The sequence below is a fragment of the Vreelandella sp. 2A-K22 genome (genome assembly GCF_054065485.1).
Genome location: NZ_JBSUGC010000002.1, coordinates 337,449 through 354,493 on the forward strand (window position 1 = coordinate 337,449; position 17,045 = coordinate 354,493).

The 17,045-nt window shown below is 52.6% G+C and carries 25 protein-coding genes and 1 pseudogene; 10 read left to right on the forward strand and 16 right to left on the reverse strand.

Translation table 11 applies throughout. The features are described 5' to 3' along the window. Positions 1-208 precede the first annotated feature (208 nt). From rpoE to ACW17M_RS03900, 6 genes are all read left to right on the forward strand, one after another. Complete coding sequence (rpoE, locus tag ACW17M_RS03875) at positions 209-808, forward strand: RNA polymerase sigma factor RpoE (protein ID WP_009286436.1); 600 nt, start codon at positions 209-211, stop codon at positions 806-808. Between the two features lie 308 nt (positions 809-1,116). Next, on the forward strand, positions 1,117-1,836 hold the full coding sequence (locus ACW17M_RS03880) for a sigma-E factor negative regulatory protein (protein ID WP_022523844.1): 720 nt from the start codon (positions 1,117-1,119) through the stop codon (positions 1,834-1,836). A gap of 54 nt (positions 1,837-1,890) precedes the next feature. Further along, positions 1,891-2,934, forward strand: a complete 1,044-nt coding sequence (locus tag ACW17M_RS03885) for a MucB/RseB C-terminal domain-containing protein (RefSeq protein WP_022523843.1) — start codon at positions 1,891-1,893, stop codon at positions 2,932-2,934. Between the two features lies 1 nt (position 2,935). Beyond that, entirely contained in the window at positions 2,936-3,403 is a 468-nt protein-coding gene (locus ACW17M_RS03890; RefSeq protein ID WP_022523842.1) for a SoxR reducing system RseC family protein, read from the forward strand. Between the two features lie 81 nt (positions 3,404-3,484). Next, positions 3,485-4,897: a DegQ family serine endoprotease gene (locus tag ACW17M_RS03895; protein WP_141441243.1), complete on the forward strand. Its 1,413-nt coding sequence runs from the start codon at positions 3,485-3,487 to the stop codon at positions 4,895-4,897. A 453-nt stretch (positions 4,898-5,350) separates the two neighbouring features. Continuing rightward, complete coding sequence (locus ACW17M_RS03900; protein ID WP_457546927.1) at positions 5,351-6,577, forward strand: tyrosine-type recombinase/integrase; 1,227 nt, start codon at positions 5,351-5,353, stop codon at positions 6,575-6,577. Here the strand turns inward: ACW17M_RS03900 and ACW17M_RS03905 are convergent. The 12 genes from ACW17M_RS03905 to ACW17M_RS03960 all read right to left on the reverse strand — a co-directional run bounded on the left by ACW17M_RS03905 (position 6,540) and on the right by ACW17M_RS03960 (position 13,220). Next, positions 6,540-6,728 carry a helix-turn-helix transcriptional regulator gene (locus ACW17M_RS03905; protein ID WP_457546928.1) on the reverse strand — a complete coding sequence of 63 codons (189 nt, stop codon included), beginning with the start codon at positions 6,726-6,728 and terminating at the stop codon, positions 6,540-6,542. The two genes, ACW17M_RS03900 and ACW17M_RS03905, sit on opposite strands and share 38 nt — an antisense overlap. A 790-nt stretch (positions 6,729-7,518) precedes the next feature. After that, positions 7,519-7,875, reverse strand: coding sequence for a hypothetical protein (locus ACW17M_RS03910; protein WP_457546929.1), 357 nt, complete (start codon positions 7,873-7,875; stop codon positions 7,519-7,521). Between the two features lie 15 nt (positions 7,876-7,890). Then, the gene (ssb, locus tag ACW17M_RS03915; protein WP_457546930.1) at positions 7,891-8,430 is read right to left on the reverse strand and encodes a single-stranded DNA-binding protein; all 540 of its coding nucleotides are present in this window, start codon (positions 8,428-8,430) and stop codon (positions 7,891-7,893) included. Positions 8,431-8,813: 383 nt separating this feature from the next. Then, on the reverse strand, positions 8,814-9,608 hold the full coding sequence (locus ACW17M_RS03920) for a DUF2303 family protein (protein ID WP_457546931.1): 795 nt from the start codon (positions 9,606-9,608) through the stop codon (positions 8,814-8,816). Continuing rightward, complete coding sequence (locus tag ACW17M_RS03925; RefSeq protein ID WP_211594424.1) at positions 9,608-9,967, reverse strand: hypothetical protein; 360 nt, start codon at positions 9,965-9,967, stop codon at positions 9,608-9,610. Before ACW17M_RS03925 ends, ACW17M_RS03920 begins: the two co-directional genes overlap by 1 nt. A gap of 101 nt (positions 9,968-10,068) precedes the next feature. Further along, positions 10,069-10,479, reverse strand: coding sequence for a DUF3617 domain-containing protein (locus ACW17M_RS03930; protein ID WP_457546932.1), 411 nt, complete (start codon positions 10,477-10,479; stop codon positions 10,069-10,071). A 100-nt stretch (positions 10,480-10,579) separates the two neighbouring features. Beyond that, a complete protein-coding gene (locus ACW17M_RS03935) occupies positions 10,580-11,509 on the reverse strand; it encodes a hypothetical protein (RefSeq protein ID WP_457546933.1) in 930 nt (309 codons plus the stop codon). Continuing rightward, positions 11,502-12,356, reverse strand: coding sequence for a hypothetical protein (locus ACW17M_RS03940; protein WP_457546934.1), 855 nt, complete (start codon positions 12,354-12,356; stop codon positions 11,502-11,504). Before ACW17M_RS03940 ends, ACW17M_RS03935 begins: the two co-directional genes overlap by 8 nt. A gap of 73 nt (positions 12,357-12,429) precedes the next feature. Beyond that, positions 12,430-12,594 carry a hypothetical protein gene (locus ACW17M_RS03945; RefSeq protein ID WP_457546935.1) on the reverse strand — a complete coding sequence of 55 codons (165 nt, stop codon included), beginning with the start codon at positions 12,592-12,594 and terminating at the stop codon, positions 12,430-12,432. Then, on the reverse strand, positions 12,591-12,875 hold the full coding sequence (locus ACW17M_RS03950; protein ID WP_457546936.1) for a hypothetical protein: 285 nt from the start codon (positions 12,873-12,875) through the stop codon (positions 12,591-12,593). Before ACW17M_RS03950 ends, ACW17M_RS03945 begins: the two co-directional genes overlap by 4 nt. Next, complete coding sequence (locus tag ACW17M_RS03955) at positions 12,872-13,075, reverse strand: hypothetical protein (protein WP_211594419.1); 204 nt, start codon at positions 13,073-13,075, stop codon at positions 12,872-12,874. The genes ACW17M_RS03950 and ACW17M_RS03955 overlap by 4 nt, the downstream gene beginning before the upstream one ends. Continuing rightward, on the reverse strand, positions 13,056-13,220 hold the full coding sequence (locus ACW17M_RS03960) for a hypothetical protein (RefSeq protein WP_457546937.1): 165 nt from the start codon (positions 13,218-13,220) through the stop codon (positions 13,056-13,058). The genes ACW17M_RS03955 and ACW17M_RS03960 overlap by 20 nt, the downstream gene beginning before the upstream one ends. Positions 13,221-13,366: 146 nt before the next feature. Between ACW17M_RS03960 and ACW17M_RS03965 the strand changes: the two genes are divergently transcribed. Then, positions 13,367-13,654: a hypothetical protein gene (locus ACW17M_RS03965; protein ID WP_457546938.1), complete on the forward strand. Its 288-nt coding sequence runs from the start codon at positions 13,367-13,369 to the stop codon at positions 13,652-13,654. A gap of 633 nt (positions 13,655-14,287) precedes the next feature. Here the strand turns inward: ACW17M_RS03965 and ACW17M_RS03970 are convergent. The 4 genes and pseudogenes from ACW17M_RS03970 to ACW17M_RS03985 form a co-directional block, all read right to left on the reverse strand. Beyond that, the gene (locus tag ACW17M_RS03970) at positions 14,288-14,656 is read right to left on the reverse strand and encodes a hypothetical protein (RefSeq protein WP_457546939.1); all 369 of its coding nucleotides are present in this window, start codon (positions 14,654-14,656) and stop codon (positions 14,288-14,290) included. After that, a complete protein-coding gene (locus tag ACW17M_RS03975) occupies positions 14,649-14,873 on the reverse strand; it encodes a hypothetical protein (RefSeq protein ID WP_457546940.1) in 225 nt (74 codons plus the stop codon). Before ACW17M_RS03975 ends, ACW17M_RS03970 begins: the two co-directional genes overlap by 8 nt. Further along, a complete protein-coding gene (locus ACW17M_RS03980) occupies positions 14,873-15,337 on the reverse strand; it encodes a S24 family peptidase (protein WP_457546984.1) in 465 nt (154 codons plus the stop codon). The genes ACW17M_RS03975 and ACW17M_RS03980 overlap by 1 nt, the downstream gene beginning before the upstream one ends. A gap of 66 nt (positions 15,338-15,403) precedes the next feature. Beyond that, positions 15,404-15,661 (reverse strand): annotated as a pseudogene (locus ACW17M_RS03985) (helix-turn-helix domain-containing protein); the annotation flags it as partial. A gap of 44 nt (positions 15,662-15,705) precedes the next feature. Between ACW17M_RS03985 and ACW17M_RS03990 the strand changes: the two are divergent. The 3 genes from ACW17M_RS03990 to ACW17M_RS04000 are packed head-to-tail and all read left to right on the forward strand — an operon-like array spanning position 15,706 to position 16,515. Beyond that, on the forward strand, positions 15,706-15,903 hold the full coding sequence (locus ACW17M_RS03990) for a helix-turn-helix domain-containing protein (protein ID WP_228634491.1): 198 nt from the start codon (positions 15,706-15,708) through the stop codon (positions 15,901-15,903). A 58-nt stretch (positions 15,904-15,961) separates the two neighbouring features. Further along, positions 15,962-16,291, forward strand: a complete 330-nt coding sequence (locus tag ACW17M_RS03995) for a hypothetical protein (RefSeq protein ID WP_308335389.1) — start codon at positions 15,962-15,964, stop codon at positions 16,289-16,291. A 32-nt stretch (positions 16,292-16,323) separates the two neighbouring features. Then, positions 16,324-16,515 carry a hypothetical protein gene (locus ACW17M_RS04000; RefSeq protein ID WP_427769589.1) on the forward strand — a complete coding sequence of 64 codons (192 nt, stop codon included), beginning with the start codon at positions 16,324-16,326 and terminating at the stop codon, positions 16,513-16,515. The last annotated feature ends 530 nt before the right edge of the window (positions 16,516-17,045 follow it).

The following is a 17,045-nucleotide window of genomic DNA, read 5'->3' on the forward strand; positions in this document are numbered from 1 at the left end:
GAACGCGCAACACTGGGAGCCCTGTCGTTAAAATTTAGTACCGTTATAATAATGCAGCAATTTACTCGGGCGACGTATTCGCTCTTTTATTCACTCTATTATTAATCAATGCCCAAGGGACGCTATGCTGCTTGCTGTGAACGCCCATTTGTCAGGGCTAATAGGAATTGGGCTCGGCGCATGCCGTACGAGCTGGAGGAGCGTGTGAATGGGCACTCGGGAAACAGACCAACAGCTTGTTGAACGTGCCCAAAAAGGTGATACGCGCGCTTTCGATCTGCTGGTGAAGAAGTACCAGCACAAAATTATCGGCCTGATTGGTCGTTATGTTCATGATCACTCTGAAGTTCAGGATGTAGCCCAGGAGGCATTTATTAAGGCGTATCGCGCCTTGGGTAAATTTCGCTCAGAAAGTGCGTTTTACACCTGGATGTATCGCATCGCGATTAACACGGCGAAAAACTATCTGGTCTCGCGGGGAAGGCGCCCGCCGGGAAGTGATATGGATATTGTCGACGCTGAAATCATTGATCAAAGCGGTCGACTGGCAGATTCCGAGTCGCCGGAAGCGGCGATTGCCAGAGATCAGCTCGAAGCCGCGGTTTATCAGGCAATCGAAAATTTGCCGGATGATCTGCGCACGGCGATCACCCTGCGTGAACTGGATGGTCTTGCTTATGAAGATATTGCTCAGGTCATGCAGTGCCCTGTGGGAACCGTGCGTTCACGAATTTTCCGCGCCCGCGAGGCGGTTGATGAACATATCCGCCCATTAGTATCGACCGCGCGGAACAGTCGCGAAGGGTAGTGGTCGTAGTGGGGGAGGCGATATGAGCGTTATAGGATGTCAGCCTTAAAAATAAAGGTTTTATTTTTTGTGAACTGTCTGGCATGTAAGGCGTCATAAAGCCTGACTATCTTGATGAGCACGCTGGTGTGTCAATCGCTGATATATCAATGTGCAAAGTGTCATGAGCTTAGCGTCGCAGGCTAATGAGTTTTGCTCATTTAATTAGCCTGAACTGAGTCTTGGCCTTGGAAGTCGTCGGAGCGGTGGTGCGTATAACGCAAGCCATCACCCCAGTACTTCTTTTAAACAGTGTGAGGGTGTGAAGTATGAGTCAAAACACACGGGAATCACTTTCGGTGTTAATGGATGGCGAGAGTGATGAGCTTGAGCTTCGCCGAGTGTTGAAGGCACTGCCTAATGATGACGATGCCGCAGATACATGGCGCCGATATCACCTTGCCCGCAGCATGATGCAGCGGGAGCAGGGCGTTGATGTAAGCGTTGATCTCTCCGCTGGCATTATGGCCAGACTGCGCGAAGAGCCTGCTCCAATGACACAAGGTGCCGAGCCTGTAGCTCACCGTACGGGTGGTATTTCGTTCGCCCGCGGCGCTGGCGTTGCTGCTGCAGTGTCACTGATGGTGATCACCGGCGTTCAGTTCTTTGGCAACGACTCACCCGTTGGCCAGGGCAGTGGTGACATGGCAACGACCGCACCTGGCGCTAATCAGGTACAGCCCGTCAATTTGGCCTCTCAGTCGGCAGTAGCCTCACGTGCTGATATGCCCATGTTTGAGCCTACGCCGTTTCGGCTTAGCGGTCAGTCGGGTCAGGGCGGTCTGATGAATATTAGTGAAACTGGGTTTTCAGCGCAGACGCCTCAGGGAGTGACTGCTTCCCAGGGAACCAATATTGATGTAGATCAGATTGGCTTGCTGCAATCTTATTTAGAGCAGCATACTCAGAGCGCTGCTTACGGCAGTGGTGATAGTTGGATGCCATTAATGCGTTCATCTGCAGTGACTGAACCATTAGGTCAGCGCTAAGCTGAATGACGTTCTTTTTGACGAAGCCTGTTAAGTGAGTAGGGAGTGCGCGGGATGGGAGTGCGCAACATGATCGTGCCCTGGCGATTAAAGCGTGCCTGGGTACTGGCAGCAGTAGTTGGTACGCTCTCTTTTCAAGTGCATGCAGAAAACGCCAATAGCTCGTCCGACGTTAGCCAACCGGTTCGTCATGCTGGCTACGAGTGCGCGGCGGAATCCGAAGAGCAGCCCAGTAATGCCACGCAGTGGCTTGAACGTGGTTTGTGGGCTAGCCACTGTTATGCCTTCCAAGCCAGGGCGGTGGCGATTGATGCTATTGATGTTCGCACGCTGGCGCTGTCGCATCGCATCCAGAATGGCATTCGGCAGCAGGTGGTTCAGTACCTAGACGGTCCTTCCGTGAGTATTGAGCGGCGCTCGCCGGTGGGTCGACTGGCTTGGACTGAAGAGCATAGTAATGGGGAGATGCCTACTCCTGCAGGGTGGGCGGCTCATCTTGAGAAATATTACGCTATTGAGCTTGAGGATGATGCTCGGGTAGCCGGTCGCGATGCCGTTAAACTTATTTTCGAGCCTCGGGATCAATGGCGTTTTTCCCATCAGTGGTGGTTAGATCGAGATACCGGCCTACTCCTTAAGCATGTACTCAGTGATCAGCAAGGTAGGATCATTGAAACCTTCCAAATTACCCAGCTCCAATCGCCCCAAAAATATACCGGCCGCGTACGAGTGGGCTCGCCCACCGTTATCCTCAACACGCCTTGGCATACCACTTGGTTACCCGACGGCTTTGTTGCGCAACCGGTTACTTTTGCCGGCGACGATGTGCATCAGCGTGTTTACAGTGATGGTTTGGCCACCGTGAGTATCTTTGTAGAGCCTCTTGCATCTGAAGCAACCATTGCCTTGCAGGAAGGTGTGCAGCAGTTGGGTGTCTCGGCCGTCGCCATTGAGCACACCATCACCGCTGAAGGGCGCTGGCAGTTGGTGGCCATTGGTGAGCTGCCCGTAGCAACGCTGCAGCGTATTGTTCGCTCAATCACTTTCGACCTGCTAGAAGACCAATCTCAAGAAAGCGTCGATGAGGTGAGTAGATAAAATGACGACCTCCGCGCCCTGTGGCTCTTTACTTGGCACTTCTCTGCTTCGTACTGGCACGGTTGTCGATTACACCTCCCAGGGAGTAATCGTTGAAATTGCCGCCCAGCAGAACTGCGAGCAGTGTGCTCAAGGGAGAGGGTGCGGGGTCGGATTGCTGGCGCGCCAGCGCAGCCAACGCATTGCCGTAGCGGTTCCCTCCAAAACAGATAACGCCGAGCGCAACTATCCGTTAGGAAGCCAAGTCATTATCAGCCTGCCGCGTGCCTCTGTCACGTTGCTGGCTTTTTGTGTTTATGGGCTGCCGCTACTGCTTGCGCTGTTGCTATCCGGGCTGGTCGCGCTCGTTAGTACTACGATTTGGCTGGCGCCCCTGGGCTTTTTTATTGCTTTGATGGCCGGTGCGCTAAGTATTAAATGTCTAATGCGCGGGCGTGGGGAACGCTTTCGCCCACGCTTGGTCAATTAGTTTGTTAATGAGTTCTCCGGTATCTCGCCGTGAGTTGTTGATATACCTTCGCTTACTATCACATTAAGTAGGAGCTCTTGCATGAAGCGCTTGATTCTCCCTTCCACGCTTTGGGTTTGTGTGGTGGCATTGCTGACGTTTGGCCAAGCCGCCAGCGCTCAGAATTTGCCTGATTTCACCGCATTAGTTGAAGACGCTGCCCCAGGGGTGGTGAACATCTCAACCAGTCGAACGGTTCAGCGCAGCAGCGCGCCCGATTTTGGCGGGTTCGGTGGTCAGGAAATCCCCGAGATTTTCCGCCATTTCTTTGGGGATAGCTTTCCAGCGCCCCCCAGTAATGGTCAGGGACGTACAGAAGAGCGACAGTCTCTAGGCTCGGGGTTCGTCATCAGTGAAGATGGTTATGTAATGACCAACGCGCACGTGGTGCAAGATGCCGATGAGATCCTTGTGCGGCTCAATGATCGCCGCGAATTGAGAGCAGAAGTGGTTGGTAGCGACCCACAAACCGACGTGGCAGTACTCAAAATTGATGCCAATGATCTGCCTACGCTCAATCTAGGTGACTCTGACGAGCTAAAAGTAGGTGAGTGGGTTGCCGCGATTGGCTCTCCTTTCGGTTTCGACCACTCGGTCACTGCGGGTATCGTCAGTGCGATTAATCGCACCTTGCCGCGGGATGCATATGTTCCCTTTATTCAAACCGATGTGGCAATCAATCCCGGCAACTCCGGTGGCCCGCTGTTCAACTTAGACGGCGAAGTTGTGGGAATCAACTCGCAAATATTTACCCGTAGCGGCGGCTTTATGGGCGTCTCGTTTGCCATTCCCATTAACGTTGCCATGGATGTGGCCGAGCAACTGCGTGAAGGCGGTCGGGTAGACCGTGGTTGGTTGGGCGTCATGATTCAGCCTGTGTCTGATGATCTGGCCGAGTCGTTCGGTATGGAGAATGCGATTGGCGCCTTGATTGCCGATCTTGATCCAGAAGGCCCAGCGGCCCAGGGTGGACTCCAGGCGGGCGATGTCATTCTTGAGGTCAATGGTGAAGAGGTTGAGCGCTCAAGCTCGCTGCCGCGACTGATCGGTAAAGGCGCGCCAGGCACCGAGGTGGAGCTCACCTTGATGCGTGACGGTGAAGAACTGACCGAGTCTGTCGAGTTAGGTAGTTGGCCAGACACTGAGCAGCAGTCGGCACAGGCAGGCAGCAATAACCAAGCGCGTCTTGGCGTAATGGTCGCTGAAATTGATGACACCATGCGCGAGCAACTGAATGTTCCCGGCGGTGTGATCGTTCGTCAGGTTGAGTCTGGCAGCGTGGCTGCTGAGGCCGGCATTCGCCCAGGCGATGTGTTAGTGAGTATTGATCACCGCAGCGTTTCCTCCTCAGCTGAGCTGGTAGAGATTGTCGAGGCGTTGCCGACTGATCGCGCTATTCCAGTTCGTCTGTTCCGCGACGGACGTTCCCTGTTTGTAGCGCTGCGTCTGGAATAACCCGCCTATTTTCACTCCTGGTCCGGCGGTTCTCGCCGGACCGCTGTTCCTAGCCTGCGCATATCGCTACAATAGCGGATATCTTTTTGTCGGAAATGGCCCTTATTTTTAAACGGCAGCTGTTTTCGAGCTTTGAACTCTCGAAGCGGCCTGTTTATGCGGCCGCTTGCGTACCACTAAGGCAGAACAGACTCGATGTCCCAAGACGTTCCCAACGGAAAGCTTAAGCACATACGCAATTTCTCTATTATCGCCCACATCGACGATTAACCACGCACCACAAGCTAACACTGCCCCTCACTGCACCCCTCTATAGCCCCGCCTTTATTAGCATTTTCGACACTCTGTGCACCACAGCGCATTGCTAAAAAACACTACGAACCGCTAGAAATATGTACTTGTCCGTGTACATACTATGACCCTTGTTCAATCTTTGCTGGGGAGCATGTACACATGGCGCTAACCGACGCTTGGCTTAAGTCCGTCCATCGAAAGCCAAGAGAACGATCTTTAGAGAAAGCTGACAGGGATGGCATGGGCGCTAGGGTGACGCCTGCAGGTAAGGTGGTTTTTCAATTGCGGTTTCGTTACCAGGGAAAAGCTGCGCGCATGGATCTAGGCAGCTATCCTGCTATGTCGCTTAAAGAAGCTCGCGACGAAGCCCTGAAGCGACGTGGACAATTAGAGCAAGGCTTCGATCCCCGCGTGCAAAAGCGTGTGGAGCTGAGTGCGATAGCAGATGCACACACAAATGAAACGCTGGTACGTGATTGGTATGTTCGCTATTGCGAGCCTAATAAGGTTGGAGCGCGCGAAATTTTGCGGTCGTTCGAGCTTCACGTTTTCCCCACACTCGGTGCATTGCCTGTGGATGACACCGGCTTACGGCAATGGATGGATCTATTGGAGCGCTTAGCGGAACATAAACCCAGGATCGCCGAGCGCCTACTGGCAAATATGAAGCAAGTTCACAAGTGGGGCGCAAGACGCGGACTGACTGAAAGCCAGCCCCTTGCCGCTATCAGTGCAAAGACAGATCTCTACGTTAATCGCATGAGGGAGTCGGGAAGGGCGCTAAGTGACGAAGAGTTGAAGGTGGTGTGGCACGCCATGGCTAGGTCTCGTATGCCTAGACGATCACAGATTTTCGTTAAGCTGGTTCTCTTTTTTGGGTGTCGCCCAGGAGAATTAATGCATGCTGCAAAAGAGGAGTTTGATTTTAAGGAAGGGATTTGGGCTATACCGCCAGAGCGGCACAAAACCGGAAGGAAGACTGGAAGGGCGCTCAAGCGGCCAATTATTGAAGAAGTGGCACCACTAATACATGAAGCCATGAGCCTATCACACAGCCGCGATTTGCTCTTTAGTGCTGAACTGTCTGATAAGCCTATGCACCAAAGCTCAACATTGAGCTACCCCCGCAACATCATGAAGGTGGCCGAAAAGCAGCTTAACTACCCGATGGCGCATTGGTCTATGTACGACCTGCGGAAAACAGCTAGGACGAATTGGTCAACGTTGGCCGAGCCTCATATTTGCGAACTGATGCTCGGCCACGTTCTTCCAGGCGTTTGGCAGGTGTACGACCGCCATGATTATTTGGAAGAGCAGGCGATAGCCTACAAGGCTTGGTATGAGCGCATTATGCGGCTTGTAGCTGGCGATCTTCCCACGCCTTGATATCGCTTTCTCGCCAGCGAGATTCAGCACCATGGCCTCCCTGAATAACGGGTTTAGGAAACCCCTTGGTGTTTTGCCAACGCTGCAGGGTGTTACGGCTTCTGTTGTAACGTTCACATAGCTGGCTTGTGCTTATGTATTGCTCTTGCATGATAATCTCCTGCATTCAGTCACAAAAAAACCACTCATTGGTGGCGGTAGTCTTTAAAAAGTCGTATCGATAATCGCTATTGCGGCGTATCAGGAATAAGCCGCCGCTTGCGCACTATCGCGGCGATTCGCTGGGCATTCGGGAGCTGGTCGAGCATGTTGGTACTCCGTACAGCTGACGATGGTGCGATGCTTGCTTTTGCTAATGGTTGGCATGGTGGAAAAGGGAAGCTGGCCACAATCGGCAATGGCGTGGCGGCAGGTCATGCACGCCGTAGGTTTTGGGTAATGGTGCATATCTATCTTCCAAAAAAAGACCCCGCACATTGGCGGGGTTGTTAGTGTTTATGAAACTTAACTCGATATTGTTATGAGTAATAAAAAACGCATAGTTGGCATAAAACTCTTGGATTATAAGTAGTTATATCAGTTTTTTCGCATCGTAAACCGTTTTCATAAATTTCCACCTGCCTGCTATGTTTAGCTCTATTAAGATTCTTCTTCCTAAGACTTCGTTGTACTTAGTGTTGAAATGATCAATTTCGGTAAAGGATAGCTCATGGCTTGAGCATGGGTTGATTCGAACGTCTGAAAAGAACTCATCCGGCTCGCTGATATACGTATCCTTATGGAAAGGCCAAGCTCCCTTTCGCCACACAAGTTTCCAATAGGTTAAGATGAAAGGCTTGTTTGTAAGATTCCTTATTATAACTTTATTACCCATGTCGGAACAGCTAGTAAAGTTATACCCGATATCGACTCTAAACCGGGCTATCCACATTTCGTAAACCTTAATGAGAGCCAGGATTGTAGATAGTACCGCGCCCCACCATGCGATTATTGTCATCATCACACCTCTTTGCAGCTGAATCTGTGTCAGTAAAGACTATCTTAGCTTGCTTAGAGCAGGCCAGCTCCCAGACAAAAGATCCAGACTGGGCGTAGAGAAGGCCGTCAAGCTGTTTGATCTCGCTCTTGGTCAGGTTCTTCATCTTGGCTATGCAAATATTCTCACCTTGTAGCACGTTTTGCGGGTGACCGACATGCGATAAGCCGACGCTGTAGCCGTTATCGCGCAGCCATTTCTCGGCTTCATGTTTTGCTGAAAAAGTGTCGCCATTGCCGTTAAAAATTTTCTCGTATGCCATGTTTCTTTCCATACGCTAGAACGGGATTTCGTCGTCAAAGTCGTCATACTGCGCGGGATCGGGCGCCCCATAAGGGCGCTGTCCTGAGGGTTGCTGTTGAACCTGGGGCTGCTGGGCGCCATATCCCGTATTATTTGGAGTTGGTTGTTGGTAGCCACCGCGCTGCTGATTTTGATGCGGTTGCTGGTATCCGCCTTGTTGTGGAGCTTGCTGCTGCCCGCCGCTATCTAGCATTTGCATATCGTTAGCGACGATTTCCGTGGTGCAGCGGTCTTGCCCGCTCTGATCCTGCCATTTGCGCGTTTGCAGTCGACCTTCGATATAGACCTTTGAGCCTTTGCGTAGGTACTGCTGGGCAATTTCTGCTGTTTTTTTGAATAAGATGACGCGATGCCACTCAGTGCGCTCTTGTCGCTGGCCGCTATTGCGGTCTAGCCAGCTGTCACTGGTAGCAATGTTGAGATTGGCGACAGCGGTACCGCCCTGGGTGAATCGTACTTCTGGGTCTTGGCCCAGGTTGCCAACCAAGATAACTTTATTGACGCCTCTCGGCATTTTATTTCTCCGTGGTATTGAAAAAGCTGGAGGTGGCCCCATATATAAAGGCATGAGTTTTATTTGGAGGTTGCTGCTCTTCCAATTGCGAAACTGTTGGTACCTATCATTCTGCTCGTAGCGGTTTTCTTAGTTGTTTTTCAAATTGTTTTAGAGTCGAAAAAGCTGAGTATTAGCCACAGCAAGGAGGGTAACATCATGGTTAAAGCAAAACGTTGGACTGTTAATTTAGTCAAAGGTATATCCACTGTCGTTACCGCAGTCTTGATTAATATGATTCCTGCAAGTTCGTACATGAGCACACTGGGGGCGTTCGTCACGAGCGCTAACCAAATAAAATTCGTATTTCGTGCAGACCGGGGCTATTAAATAGCCCCTTACTTTCATGGGGTGAAAGTACCCAATAAGCACTCGCTCTCTGGCAAGCCGTCCGTTACCAGCTTGGCGAACTCGGCGGCAATCTCCTCTTTAGCGGCATCCAGCGCAATAGCGCGCAGACCAAACGATGGCCCGCCTTTGGTCTTGCTGGATACGCGCATTGCCAGCGTGCGCTCTGTTAAGCCCTCGTAGGGTGTTAGCTTCCAGTAGATAACGGCAGGCAAGCGTTCGGCGTTCTTTACGGTGACGCTGTTCATGACGCCCACGCGGCTTGAATGCTCCTGCTTTTCGCTCTCAATGCTGGTGAGATCTTCTAGGCTGACTTTTCGGAAGGCGTGAATCACCTTGCTACGCTCCAGCGCTTCGCCTTTGCTGTTTTCAAACGCCAGCAGGTGGCCCCAATCTTCTACCAGCTCGACCATTTCCTCCTGGTCGAAGGTGCTGCCGTCGGCATTTAGGTAGGCAGTGAACTCTGGTGTTTTGGGCAGGTTCAAGGTGGCGGAATGATCGCAGTGGCCAGGGCGTTCAGTAATGCCGATATCCAGATAAGAGCATGCTGCCATGGCGTCGCGGTCGATGAATACAGGGGCTTCACTCTGGCGACCCGCCACGTAGGCAATAAAGTCTTTCAGCCCTTTGGTTCTGAATTGCCCTCGAAAGCGGCGGCGCTGGTCTTGGTACTTCTCCATATCCACCAGCTTGAAGTTATCGCCGACGATCAGCGCGTGACCTTCGGCGGCTTCGGTACCGGTTTTATGGTTGGCTTCAATGTGCTGCAGGGCTTCTTTGGTAAAAGACATTAGTGCTTCTCCTGGTACGGGTCTTTATCGCGGTGGGGGTGGCCGATCATGTCGAGCTGGTTTTTAGGTTCCAGCGTCATTTCTCCACCGGTGTTCACGCACATGACCGTTTCGGTGGTGTGTTCTTCCGACTGCGTGCCGTGTTCGGTCGGAATCTTGAAGGCAAGCTTATGGGTAACGCCGACCCGGGCACCTGAGCCAATGTTCTCGACTGTCAGGTCAATCGACACTTTGGCTTTCTTTTTCGGGTTGTCCGTTGCCGACGCTGCTGCATGGCTAAGGACTTTACCCAGGCGTTCAGCCAATACGCCGCCGTCCAAGTCCTCTAGGAACTTGGTTACATCGGTAGGGTGTGACATTGCGAGTACTCCGTAGAGTGGGTAGTGATGAATAGCAGGCATCAAAAAGGCCACCTCAGTGGGTGGCCTTTAATCAGCGCGTATTAAGCGACGGTGTTGCGTTAGCAGTCTTCAGCAATCCAACGGTTTTCTTGGGTCGTTGTAATTGTTTCGCTACTAATCAGCTCGGTCTTGGAGGTAGTGTGCTCTTCGCTATGCTGCGTAATGGTGATATTAATCTCAACATCTTGATCACCGTATGAATTAGACGCAGAAGCGTGAACTATGTTGCCGCTCTGTGTGAACTCAATATCAGTAAATCCAGCCTCACTGAAGTCACTGCGAAATGCCGCTTCAGGGTCTTTAGCTTCCTCTTCTGTAATACATTGCTGATCGGTCATTTCCTGCGGGGTCTCACCACCAAGAGCATTACTTTCAATGGTCTGTTCCCATAGACCTGGCTTCAATTCAAAAGCCCAAGCAGGCAGCGAAGCTGTTACCAGCAGTGTGGCAATTAGGCTCTTCCGTAGCATATTTCTCTCCAGTTATTTAAAAGGGGGAGGGCTAAGAATAGCTTAATTTACTACTTGTATGCGAATTGCCTCAATAAAGCAGTATTAAACAAGGAAACACTTAAGCGGCTAATTGCTCCATGGCATCGCTATAGCCAGACCAGTTATCGACGCCCATTGCCTCCAAGGCGTGCAGTTTGGCTTGAGCGGCAAGCAGCTGGTCGTATTCAGCGCGGCTTATGGTGACAGTTTCCGGCTCTTGAGCTAGATCCACGCCTATCCACTCGGGCTCATTTAGCTCGGCAGCGGCGGGCATTGGTTCCGGCTCTGGCGATGGTTGGGGCGCCGGTGCTGGGGGAGGATTGCGCTTGGCTTCCTGTTCCGCTTTGAAGCGGCGTAGTTCTTCCAGTTCTTTACGCTCAGCTTCGCGGCGTTCGTCCTCTTCGCGCAAGCGGCGCCGCTCGGCTTCGACTTCCGCTTGCTCGGCTGCTAGGCGTTCTTTCTCTAACGTTTGGCCGTGCTGTTCGCTGATACGCTTCAACACCTCGGCCTTGGCGTCTTCGGCCTCGCTGGTGACATCAAAGTAGCCGTCTGTATCAATGTTGACGGCTGCATCGTGTAGCTCGGCGAGGCCGGTAGAATCCAACCCCTCCGCGGTATCTAAGAAGCTCCAGATTTCGACGTTGATACGCTCGCGCAGCTTGGCGATACGCTGTTGCTTTTCGCGCTCGGCACGTTCGTCTTCGTGCTGTTTGGCGTCTTTTAGTGGCTGTTCAATTGCCTGCAGCTTCTCCACCAGGTCTTTGCCGTAGCCGTTTACACGTTCGATAAAGTCGCGGTGGGGCTTAGTGATCTCTTTCCGGAGTTTTTCAGTGCTGGTTCGGTAGGAGGTTAGCTCTTTGATGCCTTTCTTGCAGAGGGCATAACCCTCTTTAGTCTGCACATTGGGCACGGTGCCGTATTGCTCTCGCAGCCCTGCCAGGGCCTGCTCAACGGCATCCAGCTTTACTAGTTCGCCTTTGTAGTCGGTGTTGGGGGCTGCGTTAGTCATTTTGCGTTACCTCTTGCTGTTGCTGAGACTGTTCCTGTTTGGCTTTTTCCTGCGCTGCGTATACGCGGGAAATACCTTCGTCCCGTGCCTTGATGATCATTTGCTGGCCTTTCTCGGGCTCAACGCGTGCCATGCTGGCTTTGTCCGGTAAGCGGTTGAGAATGCCGGTAGCAGCTAGCTCGATGCTTTTGGGGTGGGGGATCTTGTCGCGTAGGGTGTCGCACTCACGCTTGAGCCAGTCAGCATATTCTTGGCGGTACTTCTCAATTTCGGCGTCTTGATCCTCTGCCACTGCAATACGTGTCGCGGCTTGTTGGGCTTGGATGTAGTCCTGATTATCGAAGCGACCGTAATAAACGTCAGCGGCGAAGCCGAGTAGAGAAAGGCATTTTTTGATGGCGTCAGTGACTGATTTCTTTGGTGCTTCGCCATCGGTTTTCCATTTGCCGGTACTGGTTCTGTATACGGCGCGGGTATGCCCAAACTGAGTAACTTCTCCACGCTCGCCATTCCAGCGGTACCAGAGTGCAAGGCGAATGGTGTGGGTTTGCTCATGGGCGATTAGCTCACCCTTAGCACCTAATACGGGAGCGCCGATATCGTAGCGTTCATCTTCGATGCGATAGCCCCAGCCGAGGCCCATGGGGCCAAACAGCTTGGTGGCCTGCTCGATGACATACATCGCATCCAGCGTGGTGATTTGCTGGCCATCGACGTTGGCTTCTTTAACAGCAGTGGTCGGTGTCTTTTCGACTCCACGCCACAGCTCTAAGTGGTCGGCACTATCAACTACTCGATAGCGTCCGGAAGGCACGCGTAGGCGCGGCTTTTCGTTAGTTGGTGTCATGGTTTATACTCCGAAAAGATCCTCTCGACGTTGATCTATGGCCCGCTCCCTGTGTCCGCAGGAAGTGGGCTTTTTAGTTTTCGCGGCTTGGCTCTTGGTCTTGGGCTTCTGCGAGAAGCTTCCCTAGTTCAAGGTGGTCATTGGCGTTTAAGCTGGTACTGCCTTTGGTGACGTAGTAAACCGCCTCACCGGTATCTTCATCCCAGCCCGCCTTGCCGGTGAGTCGCCAGTTGCTCATGCGGCTCTCCTTTCAGCTTCGTTTTCTTCCATTTCTCGCTGCTCATCTTCGGCAAGGTCTTTAGCCCAGGCGTACAGCACCCGTTGACCCGATAGCGGCTGGATATAGGCCTCGACCATATCCGCGATGGTTGTTTCAGCTGTGATCTCATCCACTGCGCTGGTGAGGTCGCCGACTTCATCCAGGTAAGTGGCAAACTTGGCTACGCCTTCGGGATCGCCGTCATGAATGGCTTCGGTGATCGACTCTGCACGGAGCTGAATTTGAATTTCGCGTTTCATGGCGCTCTCCAAATCTGTAGTAGCGGCTTAGCAGTACCTGCTCGGCGGCTAGCGTAGGCTTCCATACGTACTGCATTGGCTCGGTCGATGGGGTCGTTTAAGTCAGGTTGGAAAGGGCGGCTTGCCAGTTTTGGGTGTTCACCCACAGCAAAGCCCTTGGCGCGTCGCTGGGCGCGCTGCTCAATGTTCACTGCGTTCATGTCGTTTCACCTTGAAGATGAGTTCAAAGGGGTAGCCGCGACGCTTAGCGGCGCGCTTAGCATTTTTGCGGCTACAAAAAAGCCCCAGATCGGGTCGGGGGATAACCAGATGGCGATACTGCTCACGCAGAATGAAGCGGGTCATCCCACACCTCACGAAGCTGTTTTTGTAATTTCCGTTCCGCTAGCAGCGAATCGATAGCTGTTCGTTTCGCATAGCGAGACGATCCTTTCTCATCGTTGAGTGCCCGCCGCTGGGATTTCGTAATTGGCAAAATGGGTTCTTGTTGCATGATGACCTCCACTATTTGGCGTGCCGCCTCTGCTCGCAGTGCCAATGCGGTTTTTGAGGAAATGGGAGAAGCGGCACGGGCATGGCGACTCTGGGAGAGGCCATGCCAAAAAGAAGCCCACCAGGCGGTGGGCGAATATGTGCACTTCCATGTGCGGAGTTACATCGGTGGAATGCCCTCTCGGGGACATACCGCTTTTAACGGAGAGAACATTCCCCGATGGCCCCTGTATGCCAAGGGCCAACGCTTCCCAGTACTTCGACAGCCCTGGGTGGCGTACTCCTAGCGAACTCTCGCGGCGTTACCCACTACGGCTGGCTAGGCTCATCGTGTTGTTAAAGAGCGGTGGCCTGTGAGGGCCTGAACCGGCTGTGCCGTGTTCGTGCATATAAATTTATGCATCAATGCATTTATTGTCAATGCATTGGTGCATATTTTTATGCATAGGCAGAAAAAAACCGCCTCAATGGGCGGGTATTGGCTGGGTTATTTGCTAGCCGTCACAGGCGCAACCACGTGGCCTCGTGCAGTTGTAGCTTCGGCTAATGCAGGAGTTGCCGCAGGCCTTTCCTTTGCGGCATACGCGGCAGCATCCTCCCTGTGCAATATTTAGCTCTTCAGGAAATTCCCCAAGAAACTGTTGGCATGCTGCATCGTCAAGCTGTGGGGTATCATGTAGTGCTTGTATTTGCTGCTCGGGATTGGGCGCGGCGGGGGTGGGCTCTGTTGCAGATGCTGGCAAAGCTATGAGCAACGCCATAATGATAATAGCTAGAAATTTAGCCATCTATGTTCCCTCAAATTGTTTATGATTTTTATGATTGGCCAGATCAGGATGGCTTAGGGGAGAGTAGCAAGATTAGCTTAGTTAGGGCACAAAAAAACCGCCATGTTAGGCGGTTTGTGCTGCGAGAGGAGGTCATGTAGTGGGTAACAACCGCATGATAGCGAAAACCAGACCAGCGGCAGTTAGGATAGTACCTACGTTCCACATGATCATTTGACGGCCTAGCGAATGCATTTCACCACGCGTCTTTTCAATTTCGAGACGCACATCGTTTAAGCCGTCACGGGTCGCATAGGTCGCTTTAATCACGGCTAAATCATCGCGCACAGATCGCATATCTGTTTCAAGATGTTGAACTCGCGCTTCCAGGTTGCTCATGGGCGGCTCACCTCCATCGTTACCACCATTATCGCCACCACGAAAACGTTTTTCCACTGTTTCCCGCTCTGCTTCGCTTCGCATCTCTTGAAGCAGTTGAATTTTGTCACTCGCATCAGCCATCTTGATTAACCTTTAACTTATCAAGCGCACGACTTACCGCCTGGAACGCATCTTCACCTTTGCTGCGCATAGGCTCATGGTTTTGCATGCGCGCCGCTTGAGATAATTCGAGGGTGGCTTCAACCAGCTCAAGGGTCATAGAGAAAAGTCGATTATGATCATTTCTTAATATAAGCACTTGCTCAGCTAAAGCATTAATCTCTTCTCTCTCAGTCATTAGTCAAATACCTCCCACCAAAAGACTCGTCCGATAATTTTCGGCGCGTCGGGGCCCATCAGGCTATGCGATTCTTCCGGGTATTCGTCGCTGTTGTCGCTGACCAGGCGCACTCGGCCAAGCGGTAGCTTGTAGAGTCGCTTAATGCGAAGCATGCCGCCGTGATCGAGGGCGTAAATTTTGCCGTCAATGATGTGGCGAGTGCCCTTGTCGATAGCTATAGGGGAGCCATCAGCAATCGTGGGCTCCATGGAGTTACCGCTAGCCGTGGCACAAGCTGCGTTCTCTGGCGAAACGCCACGTTTAGCGAGCTTGGAAAGCGGAAACCGCATGGTATAACCACCATTCTCAACGACCTGGGTACGGCCATCGCCTGCGGCAAACTCGACTTCTCTGAAACAAGGTAGATCAACCTCATCGGGGCGAGGAGGCCCAGCTTCATCCACCAATAAAGTGTCATGCATAACAATATCGTTTGATGCATGTGGCGATGGTTTGGCTAGAGTGTCTCCTAAAGGCTCATATCCTCGAAGCTGGTCACCAGTAACACCGAAATACCCAGCAAGAAGCGATACTTGCCTATCACTCGGGTGTTCAATTTTACCGCTAAGTATGCGCGACAACGTTGATTGTGAGACACCAGCGTGTCTCGCCACTTCAGTAGGGCGCAATCCTGACGAATTTATGAGGCGCTGAAGCACCTTACCAACCGTATCTTTTTGCATGAATGCAATGATTGCCGACCTTTGTGCATACGGCAAATGCATTTGCTCTTGATTTTTATGCATTAGCGCATATCCTATGCATAAGGCTCAACTCGGAGGAAATGTCCATGTATGGCGAAGAGCTGGCCAAAAAGCTGGAGGCCATTCTGGCATCCGGGGCCACCTATAAGGCGGTTGCAGAGCGCGCTCAGTGTGATTCTTCCACCGTTTACCGGATTCGAACCGGCGCAATTGCAAACCCCAGTTATTCGGTTGGCCGGGCTATCGATGAAATGCATGCCGCGCTTAACAAAGCTGCGGCGTAACACAATCCGCCTGCCTGTGAAGGCCGCGTACTCAGCACACCTGAAGAAGGAAGTCTCAATGCTGAACCGTGAACCGCGTATTCCCACCACTCGTAAGGCGGAGGGCGAGCACTTGGATAACCCAGCTCGCGTGCGTTTTAAGGATTCGGAATACCTCGCGCTGGAACAGGTGGCAGCAATGCGCCATGGGGGCGTTATCTCCCACGCAATTCGGGAGTGCGCTCTTGTGGGCATGGAGGTGATTAACCTCCGGCAAGACGTGCTACTGAAGCGTTTAGCAGAAGGCCAAAGCATGCAAGCCGCACAAGACGAAATGGTGGAAGCGCTCATGGCGCACCTCATCGAGAACCGCATCACTGAGCAAATGATGCAGCGCCTACGCGCCTAGCAGAAGGGCCGAACTAGGCCCGAGGAGTCACTGTGAACCGTGCAGTTTTAACGCGCACTTATCGGCTTATGCCGCCGGAGCATCAAGCGTTTGTGAGCCAGCAAGCGAAACAGCAGGGGGTAGCGGTAGAGGACGTGATGCTTGACCACGCCATTGCTATCGCGGGGCCCCTTAAAGACCAGCTCTATGCAATGCGCCGAGAGCGTACGTTGCGAGCTGTGTAAAGAAAGTGCCTGACCGGGCTGCCGCCCGGCCAGGGCTTGGGGAAGTCAGAGGCGGCTAAGCACAACGATCAGCACCGTTAATGCTGAGATTGTTTTGGCCACATCAATTTTGACTTCCAGATTCAGGCGCTTTTTCACGGCTATATCCCCGTGGTCAGCGACCTGAGGCCTCAGGTCATTAGAGACCTGGTTTTATATAGCGCCTTGCGAGCGCTCGCTGATGTCGCGCTAGCAACGAGGGATCAGCGGGCAGGCACTGCAGCGGTTAACCCCGGGATTCCCAGGACTGGCTGGCGGCTCGTCCCCGACGAGCGGCCAGGAGCCAAGGGAGTCGAGGCGCCCCGGGTTGCGGTGCCCTTTAGCCGCCGTGTCATTGGCGACAACCAGGGATGACAGCCCTGGCACCGCTAAGCATAGCGAGTTGATAGGGCGGTAGGAAGATAAGCGGCCCTGATAGGGCAGGAACAGAAAAGCAAAAGCCCGGCAAAAACGCTGGGGAGCGTGCCGGGCTTTTAACTACATACACAGGG